We start from the raw sequence: 26,293 nt of genomic DNA, 5'->3' as shown, positions 1-26,293 counted from the left end.
TTCGTAATCTGATTTATTGTTAAAGTTTACTTCACTTTATCCGGATTCTTCGCTATAAAATCCTTCCAGCTACTATATCCCTTCTCTACGGCAGGCCGTCCCATTTGCAGGAAATGGCAATAGGCGGCAGCCAGACCGTCGGTCGCATCCATAAAAGTGGGCATATCCGCTTTTGAGAAATGAAGCATTCTCTGCAACATATCCGCCACCTGCTCCTTCGATGCTTGTCCGTTTCCGGTAATAGCCATCTTTATCTTCAACGGGGCATATTCGGTGATCGGTATATCACGACTTAACGCTGCTGCCATCGCTACTCCTTGCGCACGTCCCAATTTCAACATAGACTGAACATTTTTGCCGAAGAAAGGAGCTTCAATAGCCAGTTCATCAGGCAAATAGCTTTCAATAATACTCAGCACCCGCTCATGGATATGGCGCAATTTCAAGTAATGATTGGCAAACTTACGCAAGTCGATAATCCCCATAGCAATCATTTCGGGTTTGGTTCCTTTTATTCTCAGCACTCCATATCCCATGATTGTCGTGCCGGGGTCTATCCCCAGAATTATCTTCTCTTTTACCGGTTGAATCACTCTATCACCTCCATCAATGTGGGAAATCCGATTACCTTATCCTTAAATATCTTAGTCAGTTCGTCATTCAATCGTATCCCTTGTTCCAAATGCCAGCGGTGCAACAATCCACTACTCTCTACTTCCCACTGTAAAGAATAGGCGCTCCCATCTTCCCGATGGCTCAATATACGACAAATACGTGGTGTTTTCAGCGCTCCGTGCTTCTGTACTTCGGGAATATAAGATTCTTTTATCCAAATCAAAAAATTATCGTGAACATCATCGTCCACTTGAAAAGTGGTGTTATAAATCAACATATTTTTCCTTCTAATAGATTATTTACCGCAAACATAGCAATTATTTCAGAATATTGCATTATATTTGCGGCAACAAAAGAGATTCGTTTACAAACGTTATCATATAAGAGAAAAAAGGGGCGTTAGCTCATCTGGCTAGAGCGTAACACTGGCAGTGTTAAGGTGATCGGTTCGAGTCCGATACGCTCCACTTCCTTTCCAATATTGGAATGTTAATAAATTACAGGATTCAGATTTTTATCAAAAAAGGGCCTTTATTCAAGGTCCTTCTTTATCACTTCATCTATTTCCTTTATACGTTTCTGACGGCCTTTGTCGGGACCGTCTTTCGTATCATTCTTGAAAACATTGTCTGCACGGTCAGAAACTTCACTGCTCCATTCTTCAAAATCATTCGTGGCCGGACGACCATTCGGTTCGATATTTTCTTCTGCAATCGAATCGTGTCTGTTAATCATATCATCCATAAGTTCTCATTTTATATATTTATGGTCATAAGACAATCAAGAACAAGAAAAGTTCTTTGTTTTAATGATTTTTTGAATCTGATTATACATGAGTAACTATCTTGCCAAAACATCTGTCACCCAATACGACCATACGATTTGCCTAAATCGACTATACGATTCACCTAAACTAACCATACGATTCACCTAAACCAACCATATAATTCATCCCAAGCATACGGAGTAGAGTCGTGTTTCAACGGCTTGAGACAAAGTGTTCGACAGTGCGAAACAAAGTGTTTAGCAGCGTGAAACATAATGTTTTCCACCGTTAAACAAAATGTTTCAAATAGCTATGAAACAAAATAATAAATAGTAAGAAAGACATTCTACCGATTACTGTTTTCAGAGAAAGCGGTGATAGGTGACAGGTGCGGTGATAGATTACACACAACCTATCACCTTATTGAAAGCACGATGAATAAAGGAATTCAGAGCAACAGGTGATAGGTGATAGAGGATTTTATGTTTTTATACTAGGGAAGGAAGGTTATTTCGCCCGATAATTCTGCGGTCGAAAAGGAATATAAAGAGTATAATTACTATCTGTCGGTTTACCTTCTACAAGAGCTGGAGCCCACTTCGGCATTCCTTTTACAATGCGGAGAGCTTCTTCCGCAAACTCCGGATGCGTAGACCGTACTATATGTGGACGAAGTATAACTCCTTCTTTATCAATAGTAAACTCGCACAAAGCAAATCCGGGAATATTTTTCTCCAATAAATCGACCGGATACACCATCTGTCCGGCAATATATTCTTCAGGAGTCATATCCGGAAAATGAGCTAACTCTTCTATCCGTTTTCCAGAAAGTGCTCTCGAGCGGGGACCTACCTGATAAATTCCAACATATATCGGTTGTTTATACGCATCGGGAGCTTCCTTGCTGCGTTGTTGCAGGGCCTTCAACAGAGAAGCGGCTTCTTCTGCCAAAGTCTGCTCCGATATATTTCCACCTTTGGACAACATATAAGCCGACTGGCAAACCAACACAAGACGCTCCATCAAAGTTCCTTTTTCCGGAGACCACTTCCTTCCCATCCGCTCTTTCCCTTTCTCATTGGTGGAAGAAAAATAATAGACAACCCCATCCAAACCGGCACTGGAACCATCCAAATCCTGTATCTGCTCAGTGGCTATATGAAAGATAGCTCCCAAAGACCGATAAAGCGACGGACTGACGGCAACTGATTTCGTCTCCACTTTCACCGTTCCTTTCTCCGCCTGCCAATAAGTTCGTGACAGCGTGTTCGATATCAGAAAATAACGTCCGTTCTTCTTTTCTACCGACATGGCATATTCGGGCGAAAAGGAAGGAATAGCTGTAAAACGTGCATAAGGCTGTTTCTGAAAACCTGTATTTAACAAAGAGAATACACTACGATAATATTCACCCAACTCGCCTTTATAAGTAGAGAGAGATCGCACCGGCTCCAAATAATCTGTCTGGGCCGCAAGGCGAAAAGAAAAAGCCAAAATCAGAAGAGTGAAAACAATCTTTTTCATAAGTTGCCGGATTTTCGGTACATAACGGTGCAAAGATAGGAATTATTTCAATGCGTACCGATAAAACAATGGGGAATATACTCCATCACACTGTGGAATTTTTACACAATTCCACAGTCTGCAATTCCACACTTCTAAAAAAACACACTTTATTTCTTAAATACTATAACAATAAAAATCAATTATTTACGTTTTATCCGGACAGTATATAGAATGGTCTGGCACGCTACTTGCTAACTATTAACAGAATTCAATCCCTATAAGAAATCTAAACTTAAATAAACATGAAAGTGACAAGAAAAAGCAAACGGTTGTTAAGCATTCTTTTTGTGTTCCTTTTACCATCACATCTGTTTTCACAAGCAGCAAGCATGCCGATGGAAGCCCCGACAGAGGGAGAGCCGGTAACGGAAGTGCAAGAAGACGAAACCGATGAAGGCGGGAACAGAACCATAAAAGGAATTATTTATGACGAACAAGGAGAAACCATCATCGGTGCCTCTGTATTAATAAAAGGAGAAGAAACGACAGGGACAACGAGTGATATGGACGGCAAATTTACACTGAGTGTTCCCCAAGGATCCACCCTCGTTATTTCTTATATCGGATATCATCCGCAGGAAATAAAAATAAGAAAAAGAACAGCCCTTCATGTCATACTGAAAGAAGACAATCAGCTACTAGAAGAGGTAGTGGTGGTAGGATACGGAACAGTCAAGAAAAGCGATTTGACGGGCTCCGTTTCCGGTGTGTCGACCAGGCAATTCAAGAACCAGCCGGTAAAACGGGTGGAAAACATCCTTCAAGGCCGGACACCCGGTGTGGAAGTTACTGCGACAAGCGGTGTGCCCGGAGCAGGCATGAAAGTACGTGTACGCGGTACTACCTCCATCAATAAAAGTAGTGACCCGTTGTACGTGATAGACGGAATCATCTCTTCCAGCGGGCTGGACGGTATCAATCCGTCGGATATCCAATCGATGGAAGTTCTGAAAGACGCTTCATCCACCGCTATTTACGGTTCGCGAGGTTCAAACGGAGTTATTTTGATCACCACCAAAGGCGGTAGCGAAGGAAAAGCCAGTATTACGTTCGATGCTTCCGTAGGTCTTTCCACAGTGAGAAAACAATATGATTTACTGAACGCATATGAATATGCAACGGCACTGAATGATATACGCGGTTCATCTACGATTTCAGCAGAAGACCTCGAAGCCTACAAAAACGGGACAAAAGGAATCAATTGGGCTGACCTCATCACTCACACCGGTATCACGCAGGATTACAGATTAAGCATCTCCGGTGGAAACGCCAAAGTGAAATATCTTATTTCCGGAAATATGCTGGATCAGGAAGCCGTCACTATCAGGACGGATTACAAACGTTATGGTATCCGGGCAAACATCGATGCTGATGTAAAACCCTGGCTGACTATCTCCGCCAAGATGAACGCCAGCAGTCTGCATAAGCATAACGACGGCGCCAACTGGTTTCATATCACCAACTTCTCCCCTACGATGGAAATGAAAGATCCGGAAACCGGCATATACAACAGAGACCCGTATAACATCGCCAACGGCTCGAATCCATACGGCGAGCTGATGGTTAACTACAGTGACAGTTACAGTTATAACCTCAATGCTAACCTGACCTTATTATTCAAGATAATGAAAGGGCTTACGTTCTCCGTACAAGGTGGATACGACTACGACCACAGCCCTTCCTATTCTTTCAAATCGAAATTGGAAGCTCCCGGTGCAATCAACAGCATGAACAACACCAGCAATATGCATAACTATTGGCAGAATACCAATAACCTGACCTGGCAAAGACAATTCGGTGACCACAACGTTACGGCAATGGCCGTATGGGAAATCAGCCGCTCGTGGGATACGGGCTTGCAAGGTACCGGTTCGAATCTGAACAATGAGAGCGTAGGATATTGGAATATCGCCAATGCCGCCATAAGAAATGCAAGTAACTCGTACACAGAAGCGTCTCTTGCTTCAGGAATCATACGTGCCAACTATGACTACAAGAAACGGTATTTCATCACTGCCGCATTAAGAGCGGACGGCTCTTCCAAATTTCAAGGAAACAATAAATGGGGATATTTTCCATCCGCAGCAGTAGCTTGGGATATAGCAAAGGAGAAGTTCATGAGCAACCAACATATATTGGAACAATTGAAATTAAGAGGTAGTTTCGGTGTCACCGGTAATCAGGACATTGCCGCATACAGTACGCTGGGAATGTTATCGGGCGCAACTTACGGCTGGGGTACTTCCAATGCTTACACAGGGTATTGGGGTAACCAGTTCCCTACTCCCGATATCACTTGGGAAAAAACCTACCAATATGATTTGGGAGTAGATTTAAGCTTGGGCGGGTTCAACATTACATTCGATTGGTTCAAGAAAATAACCAAAGACCTGCTCTTCCAAAAACAAGTACCCAAATACAACGGTGGAGGTACGTATTGGGTGAATCAGGGTGAACTGAAGAACACGGGAGTTGAATTCTCGGTCAACACCTTCCCGGTGAAAGGAACGGTGACTTGGGAGACCGGTTTCAATGCCGCTTATGTGAAAAATGAAGTAACCGACCTTGCCGGCAGTGACTTCGTACTGACAGCCAACTACAGCGATTTGGGCGGTGCGATGCAAATTATGAAGCCCGGTTATCCGATGGGATCTTTCTATGTATATCAATGGAAAGGATTCGACGACAAAGGCGCCAACCTTTATCAGAAAGCAGACGGTAGTCTGACTACCAGCCCTACTTCCGATGACTTGGTAGTAAAAGGACAGGCAAGCCCGAAATGGACAATGGGGTGGAACAACACAATCAGTTGGAAAAACTGGACTGTAAACATCTTCTTCAATGCCGCCACCGGATACAACCGCCTGAATATAAGCCGCTACACGGCCGCCTCAATGACCGGGAATTCACGTTTCGTCACGCTGCGGGATGCGTATTTCAAAGGTTGGGATCACGTAAGCAACAAAGCGGAAGCAGCTTATCCGAGCCTCACCAATACCGAAAGTAAGAATTACGCCAACTCGGACTTCTGGCTGGAAGACGCTTCTTTCGTCAAATTGAAGAACGTCAGCATTTCGTATCGCATTCCGAGACGGGTTGCCAAATTTGCAAGTATACAATTATCCGTAAGCGCGCAAGACCTTTTTACAATCACCCGTTACAAAGGAATGGATCCGGAGGTTTATACCAGCTATGACGGTCTGGATTATGGTGCGTACCCCATCCCACGAACAATAACTTTTGGCGCCAAAATCAGATTTTAACCATTGACCTATAAATAAAGAACAAGATGAAAACAACATATAAGTATATCAAAAAGACATTGCCATTCGTTTGGGCGGGTCTATGCTTGGTTTCGTGTAACGACTTCCTGACCGAAGACCCTAAAGGACAGTTGCCCTCAGAAGAATTCTTCAGCAACAAAGAAGATCTTGATGCTTCACTGACCGCACTATACTCCGTGATAGCAAGTTCACAGGCAAGCAATAATCTTTGCGGTACTAACTTCCTAGCCGGTGATGATATTTCCACCCACCCTTCCAGCAACAAACAGCCGCTTAGGGAACATGACCAGTTTGATGTGAAAGATAATAATTCATGGTTGTCCAGTATGTGGGAACAGCGTTTCAAAGTAATCAAAGCCGCCAACTTCATTATCAACAATGCTGGACGCACCCCTGACGTATCAGAGGAAGAAATTAAGGCTGCTATCGGACAGGCACATTATTGGAGAGCCTATTCGTATTTCTATCTGGTGACAACGTGGGGAAAAGTACCTATCATGCTGGAAGAGGAAATCAATTACAACGCTCCTTTGCAAACAGAAGAAGAAGTTTATAAATTGATTCTATCCGACCTGAAGATTGCAGAAACAGACTGTCCTGCAAATTACACCAAAGAGCCTTATGCCAGAAACGGAATAAATATCGCCGTAAGTGAAGGAGCAGTGAAAGCGACAATGGCATACGTGTATATGTGCATGGCAGGATGGCCGCTCAACAAAGGAACGGAATATTATAAACTGGCGGCAGGCAAAGCAAAAGAAGTAATCGACGGTGTGGAGAACCACATTTATAATTATGCACTGCTGGATGAATACAGCCAGGTATATTCTTGGGAATATAATAATAAGAATAAAGAGTTACTGCTGGGTATCTACTATAACCGGGACCAGACAAATCAAGCCGCTCCCTTGACCGATTTCCTTCAGGATATGGCACAAGGCGGATGGGGAGATACCAATGGAGAAATCAAATTCTGGAAAGCTTTTCCGGAAGGACCGCGCAAAGATGCCACTTACTTTCCTAAAATCATATTGAGCGATGGCGAGCTACATGACTGGTGGTATGACACCGATCCACCTTCCCGCGAAGTGGTTGCACCTGTTTTCATGAAAACGGTGGAAGGTGCTGTACGTGGAACGGAGTTCGATTACACCAATCCCGCTCTGGTGAATGCGGCAGGCGAAAAGACGCTCCAACTGATACGGCTGTCGCAGGTATATTGCTGGTATGCCGAAGCAACAGGGCGTTCGGGAGAAGTCAATACAAAAGCCATAGAAGTATTAAATAAGGTACGTAACAGGGCTGACGGTCAAGAAACTAATTTTTATAAGGAAACCATGACCCCCGAAGCACTGGCAGAAGCCGCCTACGATGAGCACGGCTGGGAAATAGCCGGATACTATTGGGGAGGCATTGCGAGCAGGGCCAGGGATATGTTCAGGATGTACCGGTACAAAGATCATTTTGAATACCGCAAGGAGAACCCGCTAATAAAAGTAGCGGAGGGTATCGAGAGAAATGAAGCGGTGCCCGTGACGGGTACATGGGATGATAGTAAAATGTACGCTCCCTATCCTTACGAGGATGCGATTTTAAATCCGAACCTAAAGTAAGGAACTCCATAAAAACGTCTATATAGATTTTACTAACTGAAATAAATATTATATCTTTGCAAGGTTTTTACCAAGAAACTGAATAACAATATATCAAAAATATGATAGCTAAGATTGAACAACTTCTGAAAGAGGTGGAAGCCTTGCACGCCTCCAATGCCGAAGAACTCGAAGCTCTCCGCATCAAATACCTTAGCAAGAAGGGAGCCATTAACGACTTAATGGCAGATTTTCGCAACGTACCGGCTGAGCAGAAAAAGGAAGTCGGCATGAGGCTGAATGAACTGAAAACGAAAGCGCAGGATAAAATCAATGCGCTGAAAGAGCAGTTTGAAAACCAAGACAACGGTTGCGACGGATTGGATTTGACCCGTTCGGCTTATCCTGTGAAACTTGGTACACGCCATCCGCTCACAATCGTGAAGAACGAAATCATCGATATTTTTGCCCGAATGGGTTTCAACATCGCAGACGGACCGGAAATCGAAGACGACTGGCATGTATTCTCTTCCATGAACTTTGCGGAAGACCATCCGGCACGCGATATGCAAGACACTTTCTTTATTGATAACAATACCGAAGTGTCTCACAATGTCGTTTTGCGTACACATACATCCAGCGTACAGAGCCGTGTAATGGAGTCTACACAGCCTCCTATCCGCGTACTTTGTCCAGGACGCGTATATCGTAACGAAGCTATCAGCTACCGTGCACACGCCTTCTTCCACCAAGTGGAAGCTTTATACGTAGACCGCAACGTGTCTTTCACGGATTTGAAACAGGCATTGCTTCTTTTTGCCCGCGAAATGTTCGGTGAAGATACCAAAATCCGCCTGCGTCCTTCTTACTTCCCTTTCACAGAGCCCAGTGCCGAAATGGATATAAGCTGTAACATCTGCGGTGGAAAAGGTTGTCCTTTCTGCAAACACACAGGTTGGGTGGAAATTTTAGGTTGCGGTATGGTAGATCCGAACGTGCTGGAGCTGAACGGTATTGACAGCAAGATATATAGCGGTTATGCTTTAGGAATGGGTATTGAACGAATCACCAACTTAAAATATCGCGTCAACGACCTCAGACTGTTCTCTGAAAATGACACACGCTTCCTGAAGGAATTCGAAAGCGCTTACTAAATTTAGATTTCACCACAGAGGACGCAGAGGACACAGAGTTCTTATTTCAGCCGTATCAATTACGGCTCGTTCTTCATAGAAAGTCATTAGAAAGAAAAACTCCGTGAGACTCTGCGTCCTCTGCGTCCTCTGCGGTGAAACAAATACATTCATTATGGCAAAGGATAGACTCATTACTCCTAGTTATTGTTTCATCTTGGCAGCCAATTTTCTGCTCTACTTCGGTTTCTGGCTGCTGATTCCCGTTTTGCCGTTTTATTTATCCGAGTTTTTCCAGGCAGGGACCTCTATCATTGGCATCGTACTTTCCTGTTATACAGTAGCGGCACTTTGCATTCGTCCGTTTTCCGGTTATCTGCTTGATACATTTGCACGCAAACCGCTGTATCTTTTCGCTTATTTTATCTTTATGATGATGTTCGGCGGTTATCTGATTGCCGGTTCACTGACCTTATTTATCATATTCCGTATTATACACGGTGTCTCGTTCGGGATGGTTACAGTGGGCGGAAATACAGTCGTTATCGATATTATGCCCTCTTCACGCAGAGGCGAAGGTTTAGGATATTACGGACTTACAAACAACACAGCGATGTCCATCGGACCGATGTTCGGATTATTCCTGCATGACGCGGGAGTCTCTTTTGCTACGATATTCTGTTATGCGCTCGGTTCATGTGTATTGGGATTTATTTCCGCCAGTTTAGTAAAAACACCCTATAAACCTCCGGTGAAACGGGAACCTATTTCACTCGACCGGTTTATCTTGTTAAAAGGATTGCCTGCCGGACTTAGCCTGTTGTTGCTTTCTATTCCTTACGGCATGACTACCAATTATGTAGCCATGTATGCCCGTCAGATAGGAATAAACACGCAAACGGGATTCTTCTTCACTTTTATGGCTATCGGTATGGCTATCTCCCGGATATTCTCCGGGAAGTTGGTGGATCGGGGGAAAATAACACAAATAATAGCCACCGGACTGTATCTTGTCATTTTCAGTTTCTTTCTGTTAGCTTCTTGCGTATATCTGATTCAATGGAATGAAGCGGCCTGCACAATCCTGTTTTTCGGTGTCGCACTACTGATGGGCGTAGGCTTCGGGATCATGTTTCCGGCATTCAATACGCTGTTTGTCAACCTGGCCCCCAACAGCCAACGGGGGACGGCCACTTCCACCTATCTTACTTCGTGGGATGTAGGAATCGGTATTGGTATGCTGACGGGAGGATATATTGCGGAAATCAGCACATTTGACAAAGCCTATCTGTTCGGAGCCTGCCTGACGGTAGTTTCCGCCATCTATTTTAAAATCAAAGTAACGCCTCATTACCATAAAAACAAACTACGATGAGAAAGAAAGAACGTTATGAGAAAGTGATCGCCTGGTTTCAGGAGAACGTGCCTGTGGCCGAAACAGAATTACATTACAACAATCCGTACGAACTGCTGATCGCAGTAATCCTCTCCGCCCAATGCACGGACAAACGAGTAAATATGATTACTCCGACTTTATATAAAGATTTTCCAACTCCGGAGGCTTTGGCAGCCACCACTCCCGAAGTCGTTTTTGAATATATCCGGAGTGTATCTTATCCGAACAACAAGGCGAAACATCTGGTCGGCATGGCAAAAATGCTGGTGAATGACTTCCAAAGCCAAGTTCCCGATAATCTGGAAGACTTGACAAAGCTGCCCGGTGTGGGCAGGAAGACGGCCAACGTGATTCAGTCCGTAGTATTCAATAAAGCGGCAATGGCGGTTGACACACACGTATTCCGGGTAAGCCACCGCATCGGATTAGTGCCGGACAGTTGCACTACTCCGTTTAGTGTGGAAAAAGAACTGATAAAGAATATTCCGGAAGAACTGATCCCTATCGCCCATCATTGGCTAATCCTTCACGGTCGTTATGTTTGTCAGGCACGTACTCCCAAATGTGCTACCTGTGGTTTGCAAATGATGTGCAAATATTTCTGTAACACCTATAAAGTTACAAAAGAGGAATCAAAAGCCAAGAATAAATAACGATTTAATAGCGGAGAACCGAAATAAATAGTAACTTTGCGGTCGTTCTTAACGAAGAATCTTAAAAACACTTTTAAATAAAAATAGAGTATTATGCAGACAATTGACAAATTCAATTTTGCCGGAAAAAAGGCATTTGTTCGCGTGGACTTCAATGTACCCTTGGACGAAAACTTCAACATCACAGACGACACCCGTATGCGTGCGGCTCTTCCTACTTTGAAGAAGATCCTTGCAGACGGCGGAAGCATCATCATTGGCTCTCATCTGGGTCGTCCGAAAGGCGTTGCCGATAAATTTTCTTTGAAACATATCATCAAACACCTGTCTGAATTGCTGGGTGTTGAAGTTCAGTTTGCTAACGACTGTATGGGTGAAGAAGCTGCCGTGAAAGCTGCTGCTCTGCAACCGGGCGAAGTGCTGTTGCTCGAAAACCTTCGTTTCTATGCTGAAGAAGAAGGCAAACCAAGAGGTTTGGCAGAAGACGCAACTGACGAAGAAAAAGCTGCTGCAAAGAAAGCTGTAAAAGAAAGCCAGAAAGAATTTACCAAGAAATTGGCTTCTTACGCTGACTGCTATGTAAACGACGCATTCGGTACCGCTCACCGTGCTCATGCTTCTACGGCATTGATCGCTAAATATTTCGATACTGATAACAAGATGTTCGGTTACCTGATGGAAAAAGAAGTGAAAGCCGTAGATAAAGTATTGAACGATATCAAACGTCCGTTCACTGCTATCATGGGTGGCTCTAAAGTTTCTTCTAAAATCGAAATCATCGAAAACCTGTTGAACAAGGTAGACAACTTGATTATCGCAGGTGGTATGACTTATACATTTACTAAAGCGCAAGGTGGTAAAATCGGTATCTCTATCTGCGAGGACGACAAACTTGACTTGGCTTTGGATCTGATTAAGAAGGCTAAAGAAAAAGGTGTGAACCTGGTTTTGGCTGTTGACGCTAAAATCGCTGACGCTTTTTCTAACGATGCAAATACTAAATTCTGTCCGGTTAACGAAATTCCTGATGGATGGGAAGGTCTTGATATCGGTCCTAAGACTGAAGAAATCTTCGCTAACGTTATCAAAGGATCTAAGACTATTCTTTGGAACGGTCCTACAGGTGTATTCGAATTTGACAACTTCACTCACGGTTCACGTACAGTAGGTGAAGCAATCGTTGAAGCAACCAAGAACGGTGCTTTCTCACTCGTCGGTGGTGGTGACTCTGTAGCTTGTGTCAACAAGTTCGGTCTGGCCAACGGTGTATCTTACGTTTCAACAGGTGGTGGCGCATTACTTGAAGCAATCGAAGGAAAAATCCTTCCGGGTATCGCCGCTATTCAAGAATAAATTCACATAAGATTTCAACATTCTTGAAGGGCAGTTCTTTGTGAAAAGAGTTGCCCTTATTTATAACCTATAATGAAGGTTAATACGTTGATTTCCTTTTTTGGCATTCTTTTTGCACTGTTCCATGTAGATGGAAAGAAATAAATAATTAATCAAATTATGAACGAAAAAACAATTAATGAACAATACGCATATATATATTCCTTACTTGAAGATAGAAGACTTAAGGAAGCCTTGATACAATTGGAATCCCTGTTGTGGCAATGCTCTGACTGGGATTTACGTACCCGATTGGAACAGCTGCAAACTTCATATAAGTATATGCTCGATTATATGAGACAGGGAGCCAATGATCCCGAACGATGGAATCTGTATCAGAAAATGCTTACGGATACGTGGGCTATCGCCGACCAATCGCGGTTGCTCATGCTAGACAACGCTTCATCCAACTATTATCACAAAGTGCGCCGCACTCCTACATCACCGGACTTAGCGAACTACGGCATTAAAACAATACTGCATATATTGGAGTCTTTCAATGACGACTTGGCAGTCAGCGGATTACTCTCTGACACAAAAATGGATGAAGTCCTGAAACGGCATGAAGACACACTCAAATTCATGTTCGTCAGGGTATGGACAAACAGCGCATGGACTCCTCAGGACGAAGAAGAGGCACAAGCCATGCTTGCATCCGAATTACTTCCAGGAGAAGATTTATGCCTGTTCACAAGCGCTGTCACACTAAGTTTGATGGAAAGTTTCGATGTGCGGAAAATAATGTGGCTACTCAACGCATACAGTCATTCGAACGTCAGCGTTAGCCAACGGGCATTGGTAGGTGTAATGATTATCTTCCACATTTACAGAAACCGTTTGATCTTTTATCCGGAAATCCTCAAGAGAGTAGATCTCATGGATGAAATCCCTACATTCAGAAAGGAGGTCGCACGTGTTTATCACCAAATGCTCTTATGTCAGGAAACAGAGAAAATCGATAAAAAGATGCGGGAAGAGATTATTCCTGAAATGTTGAAGTCTGTTTCTTCTATGAAGAATATGCGATTCGACCTAGAGGAGAACGATGAAGAGAACGATGACAAGAATCCGGATTGGGAAGACACTTTCGAAAAATCCGGTTTGGGAGACAAGCTGCGTGAAATGAGCGAGCTCCAGCTTGAAGGAGCTGATGTATATATGAGTACATTTGCCGCTCTGAAGAGTTATCCGTTCTTCCGTGAAGTGCAGAACTGGTTCTATCCTTTCAGCAAGCAACACTCCAGCGTACTAAAAGCGCTGAAAAAAACAGGTAATAAAGGAAACACTGTATTGGACCTGATACTTGAAGCGGGAATCTTCAGCAATAGCGACAAATATTCGTTGTTTTTCACCATCCACCAATTACCCCAAGCGCAGCAGGAGATGATGCTCAGCCAGCTCAACGAGCAGCAAATGAACGAATTGATGGAGAATTCAAATTCAAATCCTGAAATGATAAAACGGCTTAACGAAAGTCCGGGTGCTATCAGCAACCAGTATTTACACGATCTTTACCGTTTCTTCAAACTGAGCGTGCGCCGACAGGAATTCAGAGATATTTTTCAGGATAAACTTGACTTCCATAATGTTCCCGCACTCGACAATATCTTGTATTGGGCAGACGTGTTATTCCCCATCGCCGACTTCTATATATCAAAAGAACGCTGGGAGGAAGCGGTCGAAATCTACAAAGAGTTGGAAGAAATCGGAGAATTTGAAGGGGACGATATTGCTGACGGTTACCAAAAGTTCGGATATGTGTTACAGAAAACAAAACAATACGAAGAAGCTATTCAGGCCTATCTGAAAGCTGATACACTAAAACCGGATAACATCTGGAACAACCGCCATCTGGCTACCTGCTATCGGCTGACTAAGAACTACCGGGCGGCTCTCACCTATTATAAAAAGGTAGAGGAAGTGGCTCCGGAAGATGCAAACGTAATTTTCTATATCGGTAATTGCCTGGCAGAAATGGAACAATATGAAGAAGCGTTGAATTACTTCTTCAAGTTGGACTTCATCAAGAGCAATTGCATGAAAGCATGGCGTGGTATCGGATGGTGCTCATTCATCAGCCGGAAATATAAACAAGCCATGAAATATTACGAGAAAATCATCGGACAAAAGCCGCAGGCAATCGATTACATGAATGCCGGGCACGTTGCATGGGTGATGGGAGATATCCAAAAAGCGGTCACTTTCTATGAAAAGGCAATTATAGCCTGTGAAAGCCGTGAACATTTCCTGGAAATGTTCCATAAAGATGAAGAAGCTCTTCTCAAACAAGGTGTTCGAGAAGAAGACATTCCTTTAATGTTGGATTTATTATAACTTTTTCAACTCCCCGTACAGCTTTTGTATGGGGAGTCCCATTATATTATAGAAGCTACCGGAAATAGATTTCACTCCGATATATCCAATCCATTCCTGTACACCGTATGCTCCCGCCTTATCCATAGGTTGGTAACGATCGACATAATACTGTATTTCATCGTCAGACAAGACATCGAACAGGACATCGGAAGATGCGGTAAAACTTTTCTGCCATTCAGTGGTAGTCAGGCAAACACCGGTAAAAACCTGATGTGATTTCCCCGAAAGTGCACGGAGCATTTCAACAGCCCCTTCTCTCCCTTCCGGTTTGCCCAAAACCTGACCATCCAACCAGACAATGGTATCAGCAGTCACTAATAATTCTCCCGATTTCATCATTGCACGATAGGCGTCCGCCTTTTCACGGGCTATGAATTCGGGTATCTCCGCTCCAGCCAATGTATCCGGATAGGATTCATCCACATCGGGTAAAGTCCTTACCACATAATCTACTCCCAAACCTGACATTAGCTCTTTCCGACGAGGCGAGTTGGAAGCTAATATGATCTGATATTTCTTTAAATTATCAAGCATTACTTTATCAATTACGAATTAGTTATTCTGTTTGTTCTTTTTTGTGTACTACCAACCAAAAGCATCCTGTGCCATCCACAGCCCATGAGCTTTCAGCACTTGCTCCACCACATCACGTCCGCAGCCATGACCGCCGTCAGCATAAGAGATGTACTTTGCTACGGATTTTACTTCTGGAACAGCATCTTTCGGGCAGCAGGGAAGACCGCATTCACGCATCACTTCTATATCGGGCACATCATCCCCCATATATAATATTTCATCGTCAGACAATCCGTATTTATCACGGAACGCATGATAATCATGTATCTTTACGGCAGAGCCCATATACAAATCCTTCACTCCCAAGCCTTCAAAGCGGATACGTACGGCTTCTGTCCGCCCTCCGGTAATGATAGCGATATGAAGCCCTTTCTTTACGGCAAGTTGGATAGCATAACCATCCTTAATATTCACAGTACGCATCGGTTCACCGGAGGGATGCAGGGGAACTGTGGTCGAACTCAAGACTCCGTCAACATCGAAAGCTAAAGCCTTGATACGGGATAAATCATAGTTGATGGTGCTCATGGATACTTTTACTCATTAGTTTATATATTTCCTGCAATGCCGGAGAATCTACCAACATAGCAAGATGATTACTTATCACATTTTCATCATAACGCACTGCCGGTCCGGTTTGTGCCTCATGAGGTGTCAATTCGTGTACTTTACGCGCAGTCTCATCAATCAACGGAAGCATAACATCAAAAGGCAGATTATACTTTTCAAGCAAATCCGCCGCTAAGGCGTACATATGATTTGTAAAATTACAGATAAAGACAGCAGCCAAATGAAGACTCTTACGCTGTTCGGAAGTTATCTCGTACACATTATCCGAAAGAGTCGCAGCTATCGCTTTCAGAAGTTCCACATCTTCCGGTCTTTTCGCCTCAACAAAGAAGGGTATTTCCCGGAAATTAACTTCACGTTGCTTACTGAAAGTCTGCATGGGGTAAAACACTCCATAACGTTCCGCATATTTCTCCCAAACACTCATCGGGATACTGCCCGCCGTATGTACCAACAGCGCATCTTGCTTTCCTTCCGTTATCTGAGGCAATAATTCAACAAAAGCCGCATCTTTCAGAGATACAATATATAATCGGGCTTCTTTTGATATTTCCTGTAAATCCGTTGTATATCCGGCTTCTACCTGTTCGGCTAAAGCACGGGCAGATTCTTCCGTCCGACTATACACTTGCACGATACGAAAACCTTTGTAATAAAGCGCCTTTGCCAGATTAGTGGCCAAATTCCCGGCACCGATAAATACAATCGGGGTATCTTCTATACTTCTATTCATTACTTCTTTACCGTTTTGCAAACCAGAATAAAATGATTCCGATAATGAGCAGAGTCAATGGCAGCAGATACCCGGATAACGAACCCAGCAATGACATAACCAAGCCGATATTCATCACTAGCCAAAGACCAAGTAACACAAAACCAATTGATTTATCGCGTTTGAAAATAAGAAAACAGATCGAAGCATACAATAACATATTGTCTTTATTCATCACCCAAGGCAACCCGAGGGTAGAGAAATGAATCAGTTTATCAATCAGATAAAGTGCTCCGATAACGATAAAGGTAACAGCAGTAGCCAAATAAGTATCTTTGCTGTTACTCGCTTTAGCAGCTCCCATATTTATTTTCCTCCGAATTTATTAATATGAATTTTCTCCCATTGAAGATGTTCTTCGTTGAAAGGTTTACGTTCCATCCCTTTATGTCCGATAGCAATAACGGAAAGAATTTGAAGTTGCAGAGGAATACCCAGGATTCCATGAACAAATTCATCGGAAGGCATTCCGGTAGCAGTGAAACGTTCGCGAACCTGCACCCAGCAGCTTCCCAAGCCGAGATCTTCGGCCTGCAACTGTATCATGATAGAAGCAATAGAAGCATCTTCAATCCAAACATCACTGGCCAACGGATCGGCCATTACCACAATTGCCAAAGCAGCGTCGGCAATGAATGAAGAAGCCTGTTCCTTACAATGAGACAATTCTTTCAATACCTCTTTATCATCAACAACTATAAATTGCCAACTATTACTACGTTTGGAAGAGGGAGACATCAAAGCGGCTTTCATCAAGACAACCACCTCATCCTGAGTCAGTTCTTCATCAGTAAACTTACGCATACTGCGACGGTTCTTTATCAATTCACTGAAATTTTCCATATCATTTCCGGTTTCATCTGATTAATGTATGCAAAGATAATGCAATTATACTATTCTCGTCAATTCTCCGGTCGTAGAATCAATAATAAATCCGTAAACTCTCACATCCGAAGGAATCAAAGGATGGTGTACGATAAAATCAACAGTTCCTCTTACCGACTTTTCCGTATCTTCAAAACCGTCCAACCAGGAATTAAAATCCACTCCACAGAAACGCATCATGTCAATATAATCCGGATTGATCCCCCGCGCTTTCATTTTCCCGATCATCTCCTCACTATGCATGTGGCAAGCCCCACAGTCAGAATGGGCAATCACCATAATCTCTTCTACTCCCAACTCAAAAATGGCAACGAGCAAGCTGCGAATCACACTGCCGAAAGGATGGGAAATAACCCCTCCTGCATTTTTTATCATTTTCACATCACCATTCTTTATACCCAACGCAGCCGGAAGCAATGCTGTCAGACGGGTATCCATGCAAGAAAGAATCGCTATTTTTTTATCAGGATACTTGTTCGTTATATACTCTTCATATCCTTTCTTCTCTACAAATTGCTTGTTATAAGCTAAAATCTCGTCAATCATAGTAGTTATTCCATTTATATATTTTACTAATACACAAAAGTAACAAATTATCCGTTTTCTTGTTGTATGAGAAATAAAAATTGTAAATTTGTAGTTGAATGCCACTTAAACTAACAACATATTATAAAGGAAAGGATATTCCTGATTTGCCGGGAAAGAATACCTTTCATTCCAAAGAGCTGTTTCTGATTTACGAAGCGACTCCGGGTTATACTCCTTTATTGATAGTGGCAACGGAAAACGGCAAACCGATGGCACGTTTACTCGCAGCCATCCGCAAAGCAAAAAGATGGCTCCCCTCTTCATTGGTAAAACACTGTGTAGTATACAGTGAAGGCGAAGGGCTGGATGAGTCGCTTTCCGCTAACAAGGAAAAAGCTGAGGAAGTTTTTGGAGAGATGCTTGAGCATCTCACTCAGGAGGCAACACGCACCTGCTTCCTTATCGAATTCCGTAATCTGAATAATTCAATGTTCGGTTATCGTTTCTTCCGAAACAATAACTACTTTCCGGTCAATTGGCTACGGGTACGCAACTCGCTGCATAGTATGAAAAATGTAGAAGACCGCTTTAGTCCGTCACGTATCCGGCAAATAAAAAAAGGACTTAAGAATGGAGCAAAAGTAGAAGAAGCACATACAGTAGAAGAGATTCGTGATTTCTCACGAATGCTACATAAAGTCTATTCCTCCCGTATACGCAGATATTTCCCCGCCAACGATTTCTTCCGACACATGAACAGTATGCTCATCAGAGGCAAACAGGCAAAAATATTCATCGTCAAATATAAGGAGAAAATTATCGGCGGAGCTGTCTGTATCTATTCCGGAGAGAGTGCCTTCCTTTGGTTTTCAGGAGGAATGCGAAAGACATACGCATTGCAATATCCCGGTATACTGGCTGTTTGGAAAGCATTGGAAGATGCCCATCAACGCGGGTTCCGCCACATGGAATTCATGGATGTAGGACTTCCGTTCCGTAAACATGGCTATCGGGATTTCGTGCTTCGCTTTGGCGGAAAACAAAGCAGCACCCGCCGCTGGTTTCGTGTCAGTTGGACTTGGCTAAACAATCTTCTAGTCAAATTTTATGTCTAAATGTAATCTCAAGATTACAAAACAGCTCTTCATATCCCTGTCCTATGATTTTTTATGCTTTATAACGCAGCAATTAAATGCAGAAATATTTCTTTATTAGGTAAGAATTGTCTTTCTTTGTGCTGTTTTATGCCATATAAGCACATAATTAAAACCAAATAAAAAAGTATAGTTATGAAGATTTCACACATTGAACATCTGGGCATTGCTGTAAAAAGCATCGAAGAAGCCCTTCCTTACTACGAAAATGTATTGGGTCTGAAATGTTACAACATTGAAACAGTGGAAGATCAAAAGGTAAGAACTGCTTTCTTAAAAGTAGGCGAAACAAAAATTGAGCTGTTGGAGCCGACTTGCCCCGAGAGTACCATCGCTAAGTTTATTGAAAACAAAGGTGCAGGTGTTCATCACGTTGCATTTGCCGTAGAAGATGGCGTAGCCAATGCTTTGGCAGAAGCAGAAAGCAAAGAAATCCGCCTGATTGACAAGGCTCCGCGCAAGGGTGCCGAAGGTTTGAATATCGCTTTCCTCCACCCGAAGTCCACTCTAGGTGTGCTGACAGAACTCTGCGAACATTAATCATAAACTCTAAAACTAACAAGAACTCATGAGTAATCAACTTGAAAAAATTAAAGAGCTTATTGAACGCCGTGCCGTAGCACGTCTCGGAGGCGGTGAAAAAGCAATTGCGAAGCAACATGAAAAAGGGAAATACACAGCACGCGAACGTCTAGCTATGTTGCTGGATGAAGGTAGCTTTGAAGAAATGGACATGTTCGTTGAGCACAGATGTACGAACTTCGGCATGGACAAGAAGCACTATCCCGGAGACGGTGTAGTAACCGGTTGCGGTACTATCGAAGGACGTCTGGTATATGTGTTCGCACAGGACTTCACCGTTTCTGCCGGTTCACTGTCTGAAACAATGTCACAGAAGATTTGCAAAATCATGGATCAGGCCATGAAGATGGGGGCACCTTGTATCGGTATCAACGACTCAGGCGGTGCACGTATTCAAGAGGGTATCAATGCTCTTGCCGGCTATGCTGAAATCTTCCAACGTAATATCCTTGCCTCCGGTGTCATTCCGCAAATTTCCGGTATCTTCGGTCCTTGTGCTGGTGGTGCCGTATACTCTCCGGCTCTAACGGATTTCACTTTGATGATGGAAGGTACTTCCTATATGTTCCTTACCGGACCGAAAGTTGTAAAAACAGTAACAGGTGAAGACGTCAGCCAGGAAAATCTCGGTGGCGCAAGTGTTCACTCTACCAAATCAGGCGTCACTCATTTCACTGCTAAAACCGAAGAAGAAGGTTTCGCATTAATCCGCAAACTGTTGAGCTATATTCCTCAAAATAACCTTGAAGAAGCTCCGTATGTGGATTGCACAGACCCAATCGATCGTCTGGAAGATTCTTTGAATGATATTATTCCCGATAGTCCGACTAAGCCGTATGATATGTACGAAGTGATCGGAGCCATCGTAGATAACGGAGAATTCCTGGAAATCCAAAAAGATTATGCTAAGAATATTATCATCGGTTTCGCACGTTTCAACGGACAGTCAGTAGGTATCGTTGCCAACCAGCCGAAATATCTGGCAGGTGTGCTCGATAGCAACGCATCTCGTAAGGGTGCACGTTTCGTCCGTTTCTGCGATGCGTTCAATATTCCTATCGTATCGCTGGTAGATGTACCGGGATTCCTTCCGGGAACAGGCCAGGAATACAACGGTGTAATCCTGCACGGTGCTAAATTATTATATGCATACGGTGAGGCTACCGTACCTAAAGTAACTATTACTTTGCGTAAGTCCTACGGAGGTTCTCATATTGTGATGAGTTGTAAGCAGCTTCGCGGTGACATGAATTATGCATGGCCGACTGCTGAAATCGCAGTAATGGGTGGTGCCGGAGCAGTAGAGGTATTATATGCACGCGAAGCTAAAGATCAGGAGAATCCCGCTCAATTCCTAGCCGAGAAAGAAGCAGAATACACGAAATTGTTTGCTAATCCTTATAATGCCGCTAAATACGGTTACATTGACGATGTGATTGAGCCACGTAACACACGTTTCCGTGTTATTCGCGCTTTACAACAGTTGCAGACTAAGAAACTGACCAATCCGGCTAAGAAGCATGGAAATATTCCGTTGTAATCCAACTTTTCACATTAAAACAAGAACGATTATGAATAAAACCAAAATCGGAATATTCCTTTCTCTGCTATTACTGATCGGGCTCACTTCTTGTGGAGAGAAAAAGTCGAACAGCAAGCTGGTACTGAACGAAGTCCTGATAGACAACCAAAGTAATTTTCAGGATGACTACGGACTGCACAGCGCATGGATTGAAATATTCAATAAATCATTCGGTAGCGCCGATCTGGCAGCTTGCTTACTGAAAGTGAGCAACCAACCGGGCGATACAGTTACTTACTTTATTCCGAAAGGTGACGTACTGACACTGATAAAGCCGCGTCAACATGCCCTTTTCTGGGCAGACGGCGAGCCTAACCGTGGTACTTTCCACACAAGTTGCAAGCTGAATCCGGAAGCCGCCAATTGGATCGGGTTATTTGACTCCGGTAAAAAGTTAATCGACGAGGTTGTGATACCCGCCGGTGTTTTAGGCCCTAACCAATCGTATGCACGTGTTAGCGACGGAGCAGCAGAATGGGAAGTGAAAGGTGGAAGCAGTGACAAATATGTTACACCGAGCACAAATAACCAAACTCTTGACAGCAATGCCAAGATGGAAAAATTCGAAGAACATGACTCGGTTGGTATCGGCATGTCCATTTCAGCCATGAGCGTAGTATTCTGCGGACTTATCCTTCTGTATATCGCTTTCAAAGTAGTAGGTAAAGTCGCCGTCAACCTGAGTAAGCGTAATACAATGAAATCCAAAGGAATCGACAAGCATGAAGCCAAAGAGTTGTCACAAGCTCCGGGCGAAGTTTATGCCGCTATTTCTATGGCATTGCACGAAATGCAGGATGAAGTACATGATGTAGAAGAAACTGTACTGACCATTACTCGCGTAAAACGGAGCTATTCACCGTGGAGTTCAAAGATTTATACTTTGCGCGAAACTCCTCCCAGAAAGTAAGTCACCTTATAAAAAGTAAAAACGATGAAAGAATATAAATATAAAATCAACGGTAACTTATATAAAGTAACCATCGGAGATATTGAAGATAATATCGCTCACGTAGAAGTGAACGGTACGCATTATAAAGTGGAAATGGAAAAGAAGCCCAAAGCAGCCGTAAAACCTGTGGTAGTACGTCCTATGCCTAATGCACCGGCCGCTCCTACTCAGGTGGTGAAACCGGCCGCTCCAGCTTCCGGAAAATCAGGCGTCAAATCTCCACTTCCGGGTGTTATCCTCGATATTAAAGTTAATGTAGGAGATGCAGTAAAGAAAGGACAGACCATCATTATATTGGAAGCCATGAAAATGGAAAACAATATCAATGCTGACAAAGACGGTAAGATTACTGCAATCAACGTAAACAAGGGAGATTCTGTTCTTGAAGGTACTGACCTCGTAATTATCGAATAATATGGGAGATTTCATAAACTTTTTAGGAAACAACCTAGCCGACTTCTGGACCTACACAGGCTTTGCCAACGCTACGACAGGACACATAGTCATGATTCTTGTCGGCTTGGGGTTTATCTATTTGGCAGTAGCCAAAGAGTTCGAGCCGATGTTGCTGATTCCTATCGGATTCGGTATACTGATCGGTAATATACCTTTCAATATGGATGCCGGACTGAAAGTCGGTATTTATGAAGAAGGTTCAGTTTTGAATATATTGTATCAAGGAGTGACATCCGGATGGTATCCGCCGCTTATTTTCTTAGGCATTGGGGCTATGACGGACTTCTCCGCACTCATCTCTAACCCGAAATTGATGTTGATCGGTGCAGCAGCACAATTCGGTATCTTCGGCGCGTACATGATTGCATTGGAAATGGGATTCGATCCCATGCAAGCCGGAGCAATCGGTATCATTGGTGGTGCAGACGGTCCGACAGCCATATTCTTGTCTTCCAAACTAGCACCTAATTTAATGGGAGCCATTGCTGTATCCGCCTACTCTTATATGGCACTGGTTCCGGTGATACAGCCACCTATCATGCGTCTGCTCACCACCAAGAGCGAGCGTGTCATCCGTATGAAGCCGCCACGCGCTGTTTCTCATACGGAAAAAGTGATTTTCCCAATTATCGGTCTGTTGCTGACTTGTTTCCTGGTTCCTTCCGGTTTGCCTTTGTTAGGTATGCTGTTCTTCGGTAACCTATTGAAAGAGAGTGGAGTGACACGTCGTCTAGCCAATACGGCAAGTGGTCCGCTGATTGATACGATCACTATTCTGTTAGGGTTGACAGTGGGTGCTTCCACGCAAGCTTCCGAGTTCTTGACTTTCGATTCTATCAAGATTTTCGCACTCGGTGCATTGTCATTTATCATCGCAACAGCTTCAGGCGTAATCTTCGTAAAGATATTCAATCTCTTCCTGAAGAAAGGCAATAAGATTAATCCGTTAATCGGTAATGCAGGCGTATCTGCCGTTCCCGACTCTGCACGTATCTCACAAGTTATCGGTTTGGAATACGATCCGACCAATTACCTGCTGATGCACGCTATGGGTCCGAACGTAGCCGGAGTTATCGGTTCTGCAGTTGCTGCCGGTATCCTGCTTGGATTCTTAATGTAAAATCACGATTTAAAGAAAATCATAAAACTAGAAAAGGCTGCAACCATAATGGTTGCAGCCTTTTCTTATATATTTATATTGGAATAATCTGATTACTGAGCCAATTTGTTGTCAGAACCGAGCACGTTAAGGATTTTGTGCTTGTACAGTTTTTCCATATTGTCACGAGCCGGACCAAGATATTTACGCGGGTCGAATTCAGCCGGTTTTTCAGCAAATACCTTACGTACAGCAGCAGTCATAGCCAAACGAGAGTCTGAGTCGATATTGATTTTGCAAACTGCAGATTTAGCAGCCTTACGCAATTCTTCTTCAGGAATACCGATAGCAGCTTTCAAAGCACCACCATATTTATTGATAGTTTCCACTTCTTCTTCAGGAACTGAAGATGATCCGTGAAGAACGATTGGGAATCCCGGAAGTTTTTCCATTACAGCGTCCAATACTTCGAATGCCAATGGAGGAGGAACCATACGACCTGTTTTCGGATCGATATGACATTGTTCCGGAGTAAATTTGTAAGCACCGTGAGAAGTACCGATTGAAATAGCCAAAGAGTCGCAACCTGTACGAGTAGCAAAATCGATTACTTCTTCAGGGTCAGTATATGTGTGGTGGTCAGCAGAAACTTCATCTTCTACACCTGCCAATACGCCAAGTTCGCCTTCAACTGTCACATCAAACTGGTGTGCGTAATCAACTACTTTCTTAGTCAATGCAACGTTTTCTTCGTAAGGAAGATGAGAACCGTCGATCATTACTGAAGAGAAACCTGAATCAATGCACGATTTGCAAGTTTCGAAAGTATCTCCATGATCAAGGTGGAGAACGATTTCCGGATGTGCGCAACCTAATTCTTTAGCATATTCTACAGCACCCTGAGCCATGTAACGCAATAAAGTAGCGTTAGCATACTGACGAGCACCTTTAGATACCTGAAGAATCACAGGAGATTTAGTTTCAACAGCAGCCTTGATGATAGCTTGCATCTGTTCCATATTGTTGAAGTTGAATGCCGGGATAGCATATCCACCTTTGATAGCCTTAGCAAACATTTCTCTCGTGTTTACCAATCCTAAATCTTTGTAATTTACCATTTTGTTTAAAGTTTATTGTTAGTGAATAAAAATTCTACGCAAAAGTAAGCATTATCCACCGAATAACGAACATCGGAAAGAAAAATATAGTAGAAAAAGGTTTAAATAGAACATCTATTTCTTGCCGGAAAGCAAGGTAGACATTAGATTGTAATGTCTACCTTGCAAATAAATAACTAAAAGACAAATAATAACTCTTCGGGCAAATACACCTTATTATATAATAGGCAATGCGCCATAAACAAAAGTTTTTCAGCAAAACCTTTTTCTATTTCACAGAAAAGCATTATCTTTGCGCACTGAAAATGACCATTACACTATTTCTTACCAAAATAGTAACAGAATATAAATTAAAAAACAGATACTGAAATGAAAAAAGGCCTTCATCCAGAATCATACCGTCCGGTAGTATTCAAAGATATGTCAAATGGTGACATGTTTTTGTCTAAATCAACAGTAGCAACTAAAGAAACCATCGAGTTCGAAGGTGAAACTTATCCGTTGCTGAAGATTGAAATCTCTAACACTTCTCACCCGTTCTATACAGGTAAATCTACTTTGGTAGACACTGCAGGTCGTGTTGATAAGTTCATGAGCCGTTACGGTGACCGTAAGAAGAAATAATTCGATCTTTCGTTAAAGATGAAAAGAGGGGATTCTCAGCAGGGAATTTCCTCTTTTTCATTTTAAACTACATAGAGAGAACAGAAAAATCTTAAAAAATATCAGCGTACACAGTTTTTACCGAATAAAGAAACTACCTTTGTTAGATAATAAACAAACTAAAGTAATGGAAATAACCCAATTAGAACAAATGACTAAAGAAGAAGTTCTCAATTTTATCAGAAAGCGCCTTTCTTTCGGTTCGGAAATAAAAAGGCAACTCAAACATGTGGACGAGGATGATTTCAGCAAAGAGCATCGTAGGTTCGAAATGTCCGGCTGTGAACAGACTACAGGATGGTGCACTCTTTTCAACACTGCTATCTTAAATGAATTTGCCAATTTAGGTATCTACGATTATACCTCTTATCTTTTTCTCGATTTCGACAAAGGTACTCCAACTGTCTACCTCAAGTACTACGATGAAAATGAAAACCTGGAATATGATCTTAATGGTTATACAACGACAGAAATCATATTCACCATTTTTGAACTCACAATCTTTTCCGGAAGATCGAAAAGACCGAGAAGCTAAGACCTAAATCTTTCGGTTTTCCCGAACATTCATATCCATAAGTTGTTT

At 42.9% G+C, this 26,293-nt stretch carries 26 protein-coding genes and 1 tRNA gene; 16 read left to right on the top strand and 11 right to left on the bottom strand.

Features of this window, described 5'->3' with window-relative positions:
- Window positions 1–26 precede the first annotated feature (26 nt).
- Together ruvC and H8S63_RS11960 are read right to left on the bottom strand one after the other, a co-directional pair.
- Window positions 27–593, bottom strand: coding sequence for a crossover junction endodeoxyribonuclease RuvC (ruvC, locus tag H8S63_RS11965; protein WP_007758671.1), 567 nt, complete (start codon window positions 591–593; stop codon window positions 27–29).
- A complete protein-coding gene (locus H8S63_RS11960) occupies window positions 590–892 on the bottom strand; it encodes a DUF4286 family protein (protein ID WP_007756204.1) in 303 nt (100 codons plus the stop codon). The genes ruvC and H8S63_RS11960 overlap by 4 nt, the downstream gene beginning before the upstream one ends.
- A 116-nt stretch (window positions 893–1,008) precedes the next feature.
- On the opposite strand from H8S63_RS11960, the gene H8S63_RS11955 reads away from it, so the two are divergent.
- Window positions 1,009–1,082, top strand: a tRNA-Ala gene (locus H8S63_RS11955).
- Between the two features lie 64 nt (window positions 1,083–1,146).
- Here H8S63_RS11955 and H8S63_RS11950 read toward each other — a convergent pair.
- Window positions 1,147–1,359, bottom strand: a complete 213-nt coding sequence (locus tag H8S63_RS11950; protein WP_186926897.1) for a hypothetical protein — start codon at window positions 1,357–1,359, stop codon at window positions 1,147–1,149.
- Between the two features lie 529 nt (window positions 1,360–1,888).
- Complete coding sequence (locus H8S63_RS11945; protein WP_186926896.1) at window positions 1,889–2,905, bottom strand: energy transducer TonB; 1,017 nt, start codon at window positions 2,903–2,905, stop codon at window positions 1,889–1,891.
- Between the two features lie 284 nt (window positions 2,906–3,189).
- On the opposite strand from H8S63_RS11945, the gene H8S63_RS11940 reads away from it, so the two are divergent.
- The 7 genes from H8S63_RS11940 to H8S63_RS11910 all read left to right on the top strand — a co-directional run bounded on the left by H8S63_RS11940 (window position 3,190) and on the right by H8S63_RS11910 (window position 14,731).
- On the top strand, window positions 3,190–6,210 hold the full coding sequence (locus tag H8S63_RS11940; protein WP_007756913.1) for a TonB-dependent receptor: 3,021 nt from the start codon (window positions 3,190–3,192) through the stop codon (window positions 6,208–6,210).
- 26 nt (window positions 6,211–6,236) lie between these two features.
- On the top strand, window positions 6,237–7,844 hold the full coding sequence (locus H8S63_RS11935) for a RagB/SusD family nutrient uptake outer membrane protein (RefSeq protein ID WP_007756912.1): 1,608 nt from the start codon (window positions 6,237–6,239) through the stop codon (window positions 7,842–7,844).
- 101 nt (window positions 7,845–7,945) lie between these two features.
- Complete coding sequence (pheS, locus tag H8S63_RS11930) at window positions 7,946–8,977, top strand: phenylalanine--tRNA ligase subunit alpha (RefSeq protein WP_007756911.1); 1,032 nt, start codon at window positions 7,946–7,948, stop codon at window positions 8,975–8,977.
- Window positions 8,978–9,131: 154 nt separating this feature from the next.
- On the top strand, window positions 9,132–10,331 hold the full coding sequence (locus H8S63_RS11925) for an MFS transporter (RefSeq protein ID WP_007756910.1): 1,200 nt from the start codon (window positions 9,132–9,134) through the stop codon (window positions 10,329–10,331).
- The gene (nth, locus tag H8S63_RS11920; RefSeq protein WP_186926895.1) at window positions 10,328–11,005 is read left to right on the top strand and encodes an endonuclease III; all 678 of its coding nucleotides are present in this window, start codon (window positions 10,328–10,330) and stop codon (window positions 11,003–11,005) included. The genes H8S63_RS11925 and nth overlap by 4 nt, the downstream gene beginning before the upstream one ends.
- A 93-nt stretch (window positions 11,006–11,098) precedes the next feature.
- The gene (pgk, locus tag H8S63_RS11915; RefSeq protein ID WP_007756908.1) at window positions 11,099–12,358 is read left to right on the top strand and encodes a phosphoglycerate kinase; all 1,260 of its coding nucleotides are present in this window, start codon (window positions 11,099–11,101) and stop codon (window positions 12,356–12,358) included.
- 159 nt (window positions 12,359–12,517) lie between these two features.
- The gene (locus H8S63_RS11910) at window positions 12,518–14,731 is read left to right on the top strand and encodes a tetratricopeptide repeat protein (protein ID WP_007756907.1); all 2,214 of its coding nucleotides are present in this window, start codon (window positions 12,518–12,520) and stop codon (window positions 14,729–14,731) included.
- On the opposite strand, the gene H8S63_RS11905 is transcribed toward H8S63_RS11910, so the two are convergent.
- From H8S63_RS11905 to H8S63_RS11880, 6 genes are read right to left on the bottom strand one after another with little or no spacing between them, the layout of a single operon-like run.
- Window positions 14,726–15,307: a Maf-like protein gene (locus tag H8S63_RS11905; RefSeq protein WP_007756905.1), complete on the bottom strand. Its 582-nt coding sequence runs from the start codon at window positions 15,305–15,307 to the stop codon at window positions 14,726–14,728. The two genes, H8S63_RS11910 and H8S63_RS11905, sit on opposite strands and share 6 nt — an antisense overlap.
- A gap of 48 nt (window positions 15,308–15,355) precedes the next feature.
- On the bottom strand, window positions 15,356–15,877 hold the full coding sequence (locus H8S63_RS11900) for an HAD family hydrolase (RefSeq protein ID WP_007756902.1): 522 nt from the start codon (window positions 15,875–15,877) through the stop codon (window positions 15,356–15,358).
- Entirely contained in the window at window positions 15,858–16,652 is a 795-nt protein-coding gene (locus H8S63_RS11895; protein WP_022275523.1) for a Rossmann-like and DUF2520 domain-containing protein, read from the bottom strand. The genes H8S63_RS11900 and H8S63_RS11895 overlap by 20 nt, the downstream gene beginning before the upstream one ends.
- Window positions 16,653–16,659: 7 nt before the next feature.
- Window positions 16,660–16,995 carry a hypothetical protein gene (locus tag H8S63_RS11890; RefSeq protein WP_007756900.1) on the bottom strand — a complete coding sequence of 112 codons (336 nt, stop codon included), beginning with the start codon at window positions 16,993–16,995 and terminating at the stop codon, window positions 16,660–16,662.
- A gap of 2 nt (window positions 16,996–16,997) precedes the next feature.
- Window positions 16,998–17,534, bottom strand: coding sequence for a nitroreductase family protein (locus H8S63_RS11885; protein ID WP_186926894.1), 537 nt, complete (start codon window positions 17,532–17,534; stop codon window positions 16,998–17,000).
- Window positions 17,535–17,579: 45 nt separating this feature from the next.
- On the bottom strand, window positions 17,580–18,122 hold the full coding sequence (locus tag H8S63_RS11880; RefSeq protein WP_007756890.1) for a carbonic anhydrase: 543 nt from the start codon (window positions 18,120–18,122) through the stop codon (window positions 17,580–17,582).
- Window positions 18,123–18,220: 98 nt separating this feature from the next.
- On the opposite strand from H8S63_RS11880, the gene H8S63_RS11875 reads away from it, so the two are divergent.
- From H8S63_RS11875 to H8S63_RS11850, 6 genes are all read left to right on the top strand, one after another.
- Window positions 18,221–19,219, top strand: coding sequence for a GNAT family N-acetyltransferase (locus tag H8S63_RS11875; protein ID WP_186926893.1), 999 nt, complete (start codon window positions 18,221–18,223; stop codon window positions 19,217–19,219).
- Between the two features lie 174 nt (window positions 19,220–19,393).
- Window positions 19,394–19,798, top strand: coding sequence for a methylmalonyl-CoA epimerase (gene mce / locus H8S63_RS11870; RefSeq protein WP_002561104.1), 405 nt, complete (start codon window positions 19,394–19,396; stop codon window positions 19,796–19,798).
- Window positions 19,799–19,826: 28 nt separating this feature from the next.
- A complete protein-coding gene (locus H8S63_RS11865; protein ID WP_007756886.1) occupies window positions 19,827–21,380 on the top strand; it encodes an acyl-CoA carboxylase subunit beta in 1,554 nt (517 codons plus the stop codon).
- A gap of 31 nt (window positions 21,381–21,411) precedes the next feature.
- On the top strand, window positions 21,412–22,332 hold the full coding sequence (locus H8S63_RS11860; RefSeq protein WP_007758640.1) for an OadG family transporter subunit: 921 nt from the start codon (window positions 21,412–21,414) through the stop codon (window positions 22,330–22,332).
- Window positions 22,333–22,356: 24 nt separating this feature from the next.
- A complete protein-coding gene (locus tag H8S63_RS11855) occupies window positions 22,357–22,788 on the top strand; it encodes a biotin/lipoyl-containing protein (RefSeq protein WP_007756883.1) in 432 nt (143 codons plus the stop codon).
- A gap of 1 nt (window position 22,789) precedes the next feature.
- Window positions 22,790–23,950, top strand: coding sequence for a sodium ion-translocating decarboxylase subunit beta (locus H8S63_RS11850; RefSeq protein ID WP_007756882.1), 1,161 nt, complete (start codon window positions 22,790–22,792; stop codon window positions 23,948–23,950).
- A gap of 92 nt (window positions 23,951–24,042) precedes the next feature.
- Here H8S63_RS11850 and H8S63_RS11845 read toward each other — a convergent pair whose 3' ends face one another.
- Entirely contained in the window at window positions 24,043–25,047 is a 1,005-nt protein-coding gene (locus H8S63_RS11845) for a class II fructose-bisphosphate aldolase (RefSeq protein ID WP_007756881.1), read from the bottom strand.
- Window positions 25,048–25,416: 369 nt separating this feature from the next.
- Between H8S63_RS11845 and H8S63_RS11840 the strand changes: the two genes are divergently transcribed.
- Window positions 25,417–25,671 (top strand): type B 50S ribosomal protein L31, encoded by a 255-nt coding sequence (locus tag H8S63_RS11840; protein WP_005678397.1) that lies wholly within the window; start codon window positions 25,417–25,419, stop codon window positions 25,669–25,671.
- A gap of 166 nt (window positions 25,672–25,837) precedes the next feature.
- The gene (locus tag H8S63_RS11835; RefSeq protein WP_007756879.1) at window positions 25,838–26,245 is read left to right on the top strand and encodes a hypothetical protein; all 408 of its coding nucleotides are present in this window, start codon (window positions 25,838–25,840) and stop codon (window positions 26,243–26,245) included.
- The last annotated feature ends 48 nt before the right edge of the window (window positions 26,246–26,293 follow it).

Source organism: Bacteroides sp. NSJ-39 (genome assembly GCF_014287315.1).
GTDB lineage: Bacteria > Bacteroidota > Bacteroidia > Bacteroidales > Bacteroidaceae > Bacteroides > Bacteroides finegoldii.
The sequence above is the reverse complement of the archived record's forward strand: the minus strand, read 5'-3'. Positions and strand labels throughout refer to the sequence as shown.

Bases quoted from the DNA above. Each gene is read 5' to 3' on its own strand.
- H8S63_RS11960 (WP_007756204.1), bottom strand. From the start codon at position 892: ATGTTGATTTATAACACCACTTTTCAAGTGGACGATGATGTTCACGAT.
- H8S63_RS11950 (WP_186926897.1), bottom strand. From the start codon at position 1,359: ATGGATGATATGATTAACAGACACGATTCGATTGCAGAAGAAAATATC.
- H8S63_RS11945 (WP_186926896.1), bottom strand. From the start codon at position 2,905: ATGAAAAAGATTGTTTTCACTCTTCTGATTTTGGCTTTTTCTTTTCGC.
- H8S63_RS11940 (WP_007756913.1), top strand. From the start codon at position 3,190: ATGAAAGTGACAAGAAAAAGCAAACGGTTGTTAAGCATTCTTTTTGTG.
- H8S63_RS11935 (WP_007756912.1), top strand. From the start codon at position 6,237: ATGAAAACAACATATAAGTATATCAAAAAGACATTGCCATTCGTTTGG.
- pheS (WP_007756911.1), top strand. From the start codon at position 7,946: ATGATAGCTAAGATTGAACAACTTCTGAAAGAGGTGGAAGCCTTGCAC.
- H8S63_RS11925 (WP_007756910.1), top strand. From the start codon at position 9,132: ATGGCAAAGGATAGACTCATTACTCCTAGTTATTGTTTCATCTTGGCA.
- nth (WP_186926895.1), top strand. From the start codon at position 10,328: ATGAGAAAGAAAGAACGTTATGAGAAAGTGATCGCCTGGTTTCAGGAG.
- pgk (WP_007756908.1), top strand. From the start codon at position 11,099: ATGCAGACAATTGACAAATTCAATTTTGCCGGAAAAAAGGCATTTGTT.
- H8S63_RS11910 (WP_007756907.1), top strand. From the start codon at position 12,518: ATGAACGAAAAAACAATTAATGAACAATACGCATATATATATTCCTTA.
- H8S63_RS11905 (WP_007756905.1), bottom strand. From the start codon at position 15,307: ATGCTTGATAATTTAAAGAAATATCAGATCATATTAGCTTCCAACTCG.
- H8S63_RS11900 (WP_007756902.1), bottom strand. From the start codon at position 15,877: ATGAGCACCATCAACTATGATTTATCCCGTATCAAGGCTTTAGCTTTC.
- H8S63_RS11895 (WP_022275523.1), bottom strand. From the start codon at position 16,652: ATGAATAGAAGTATAGAAGATACCCCGATTGTATTTATCGGTGCCGGG.
- H8S63_RS11890 (WP_007756900.1), bottom strand. From the start codon at position 16,995: ATGGGAGCTGCTAAAGCGAGTAACAGCAAAGATACTTATTTGGCTACT.
- H8S63_RS11885 (WP_186926894.1), bottom strand. From the start codon at position 17,534: ATGGAAAATTTCAGTGAATTGATAAAGAACCGTCGCAGTATGCGTAAG.
- H8S63_RS11880 (WP_007756890.1), bottom strand. From the start codon at position 18,122: ATGATTGACGAGATTTTAGCTTATAACAAGCAATTTGTAGAGAAGAAA.
- H8S63_RS11875 (WP_186926893.1), top strand. From the start codon at position 18,221: ATGCCACTTAAACTAACAACATATTATAAAGGAAAGGATATTCCTGAT.
- mce (WP_002561104.1), top strand. From the start codon at position 19,394: ATGAAGATTTCACACATTGAACATCTGGGCATTGCTGTAAAAAGCATC.
- H8S63_RS11865 (WP_007756886.1), top strand. From the start codon at position 19,827: ATGAGTAATCAACTTGAAAAAATTAAAGAGCTTATTGAACGCCGTGCC.
- H8S63_RS11860 (WP_007758640.1), top strand. From the start codon at position 21,412: ATGAATAAAACCAAAATCGGAATATTCCTTTCTCTGCTATTACTGATC.
- H8S63_RS11855 (WP_007756883.1), top strand. From the start codon at position 22,357: ATGAAAGAATATAAATATAAAATCAACGGTAACTTATATAAAGTAACC.
- H8S63_RS11850 (WP_007756882.1), top strand. From the start codon at position 22,790: ATGGGAGATTTCATAAACTTTTTAGGAAACAACCTAGCCGACTTCTGG.
- H8S63_RS11845 (WP_007756881.1), bottom strand. From the start codon at position 25,047: ATGGTAAATTACAAAGATTTAGGATTGGTAAACACGAGAGAAATGTTT.
- H8S63_RS11840 (WP_005678397.1), top strand. From the start codon at position 25,417: ATGAAAAAAGGCCTTCATCCAGAATCATACCGTCCGGTAGTATTCAAA.
- H8S63_RS11835 (WP_007756879.1), top strand. From the start codon at position 25,838: ATGGAAATAACCCAATTAGAACAAATGACTAAAGAAGAAGTTCTCAAT.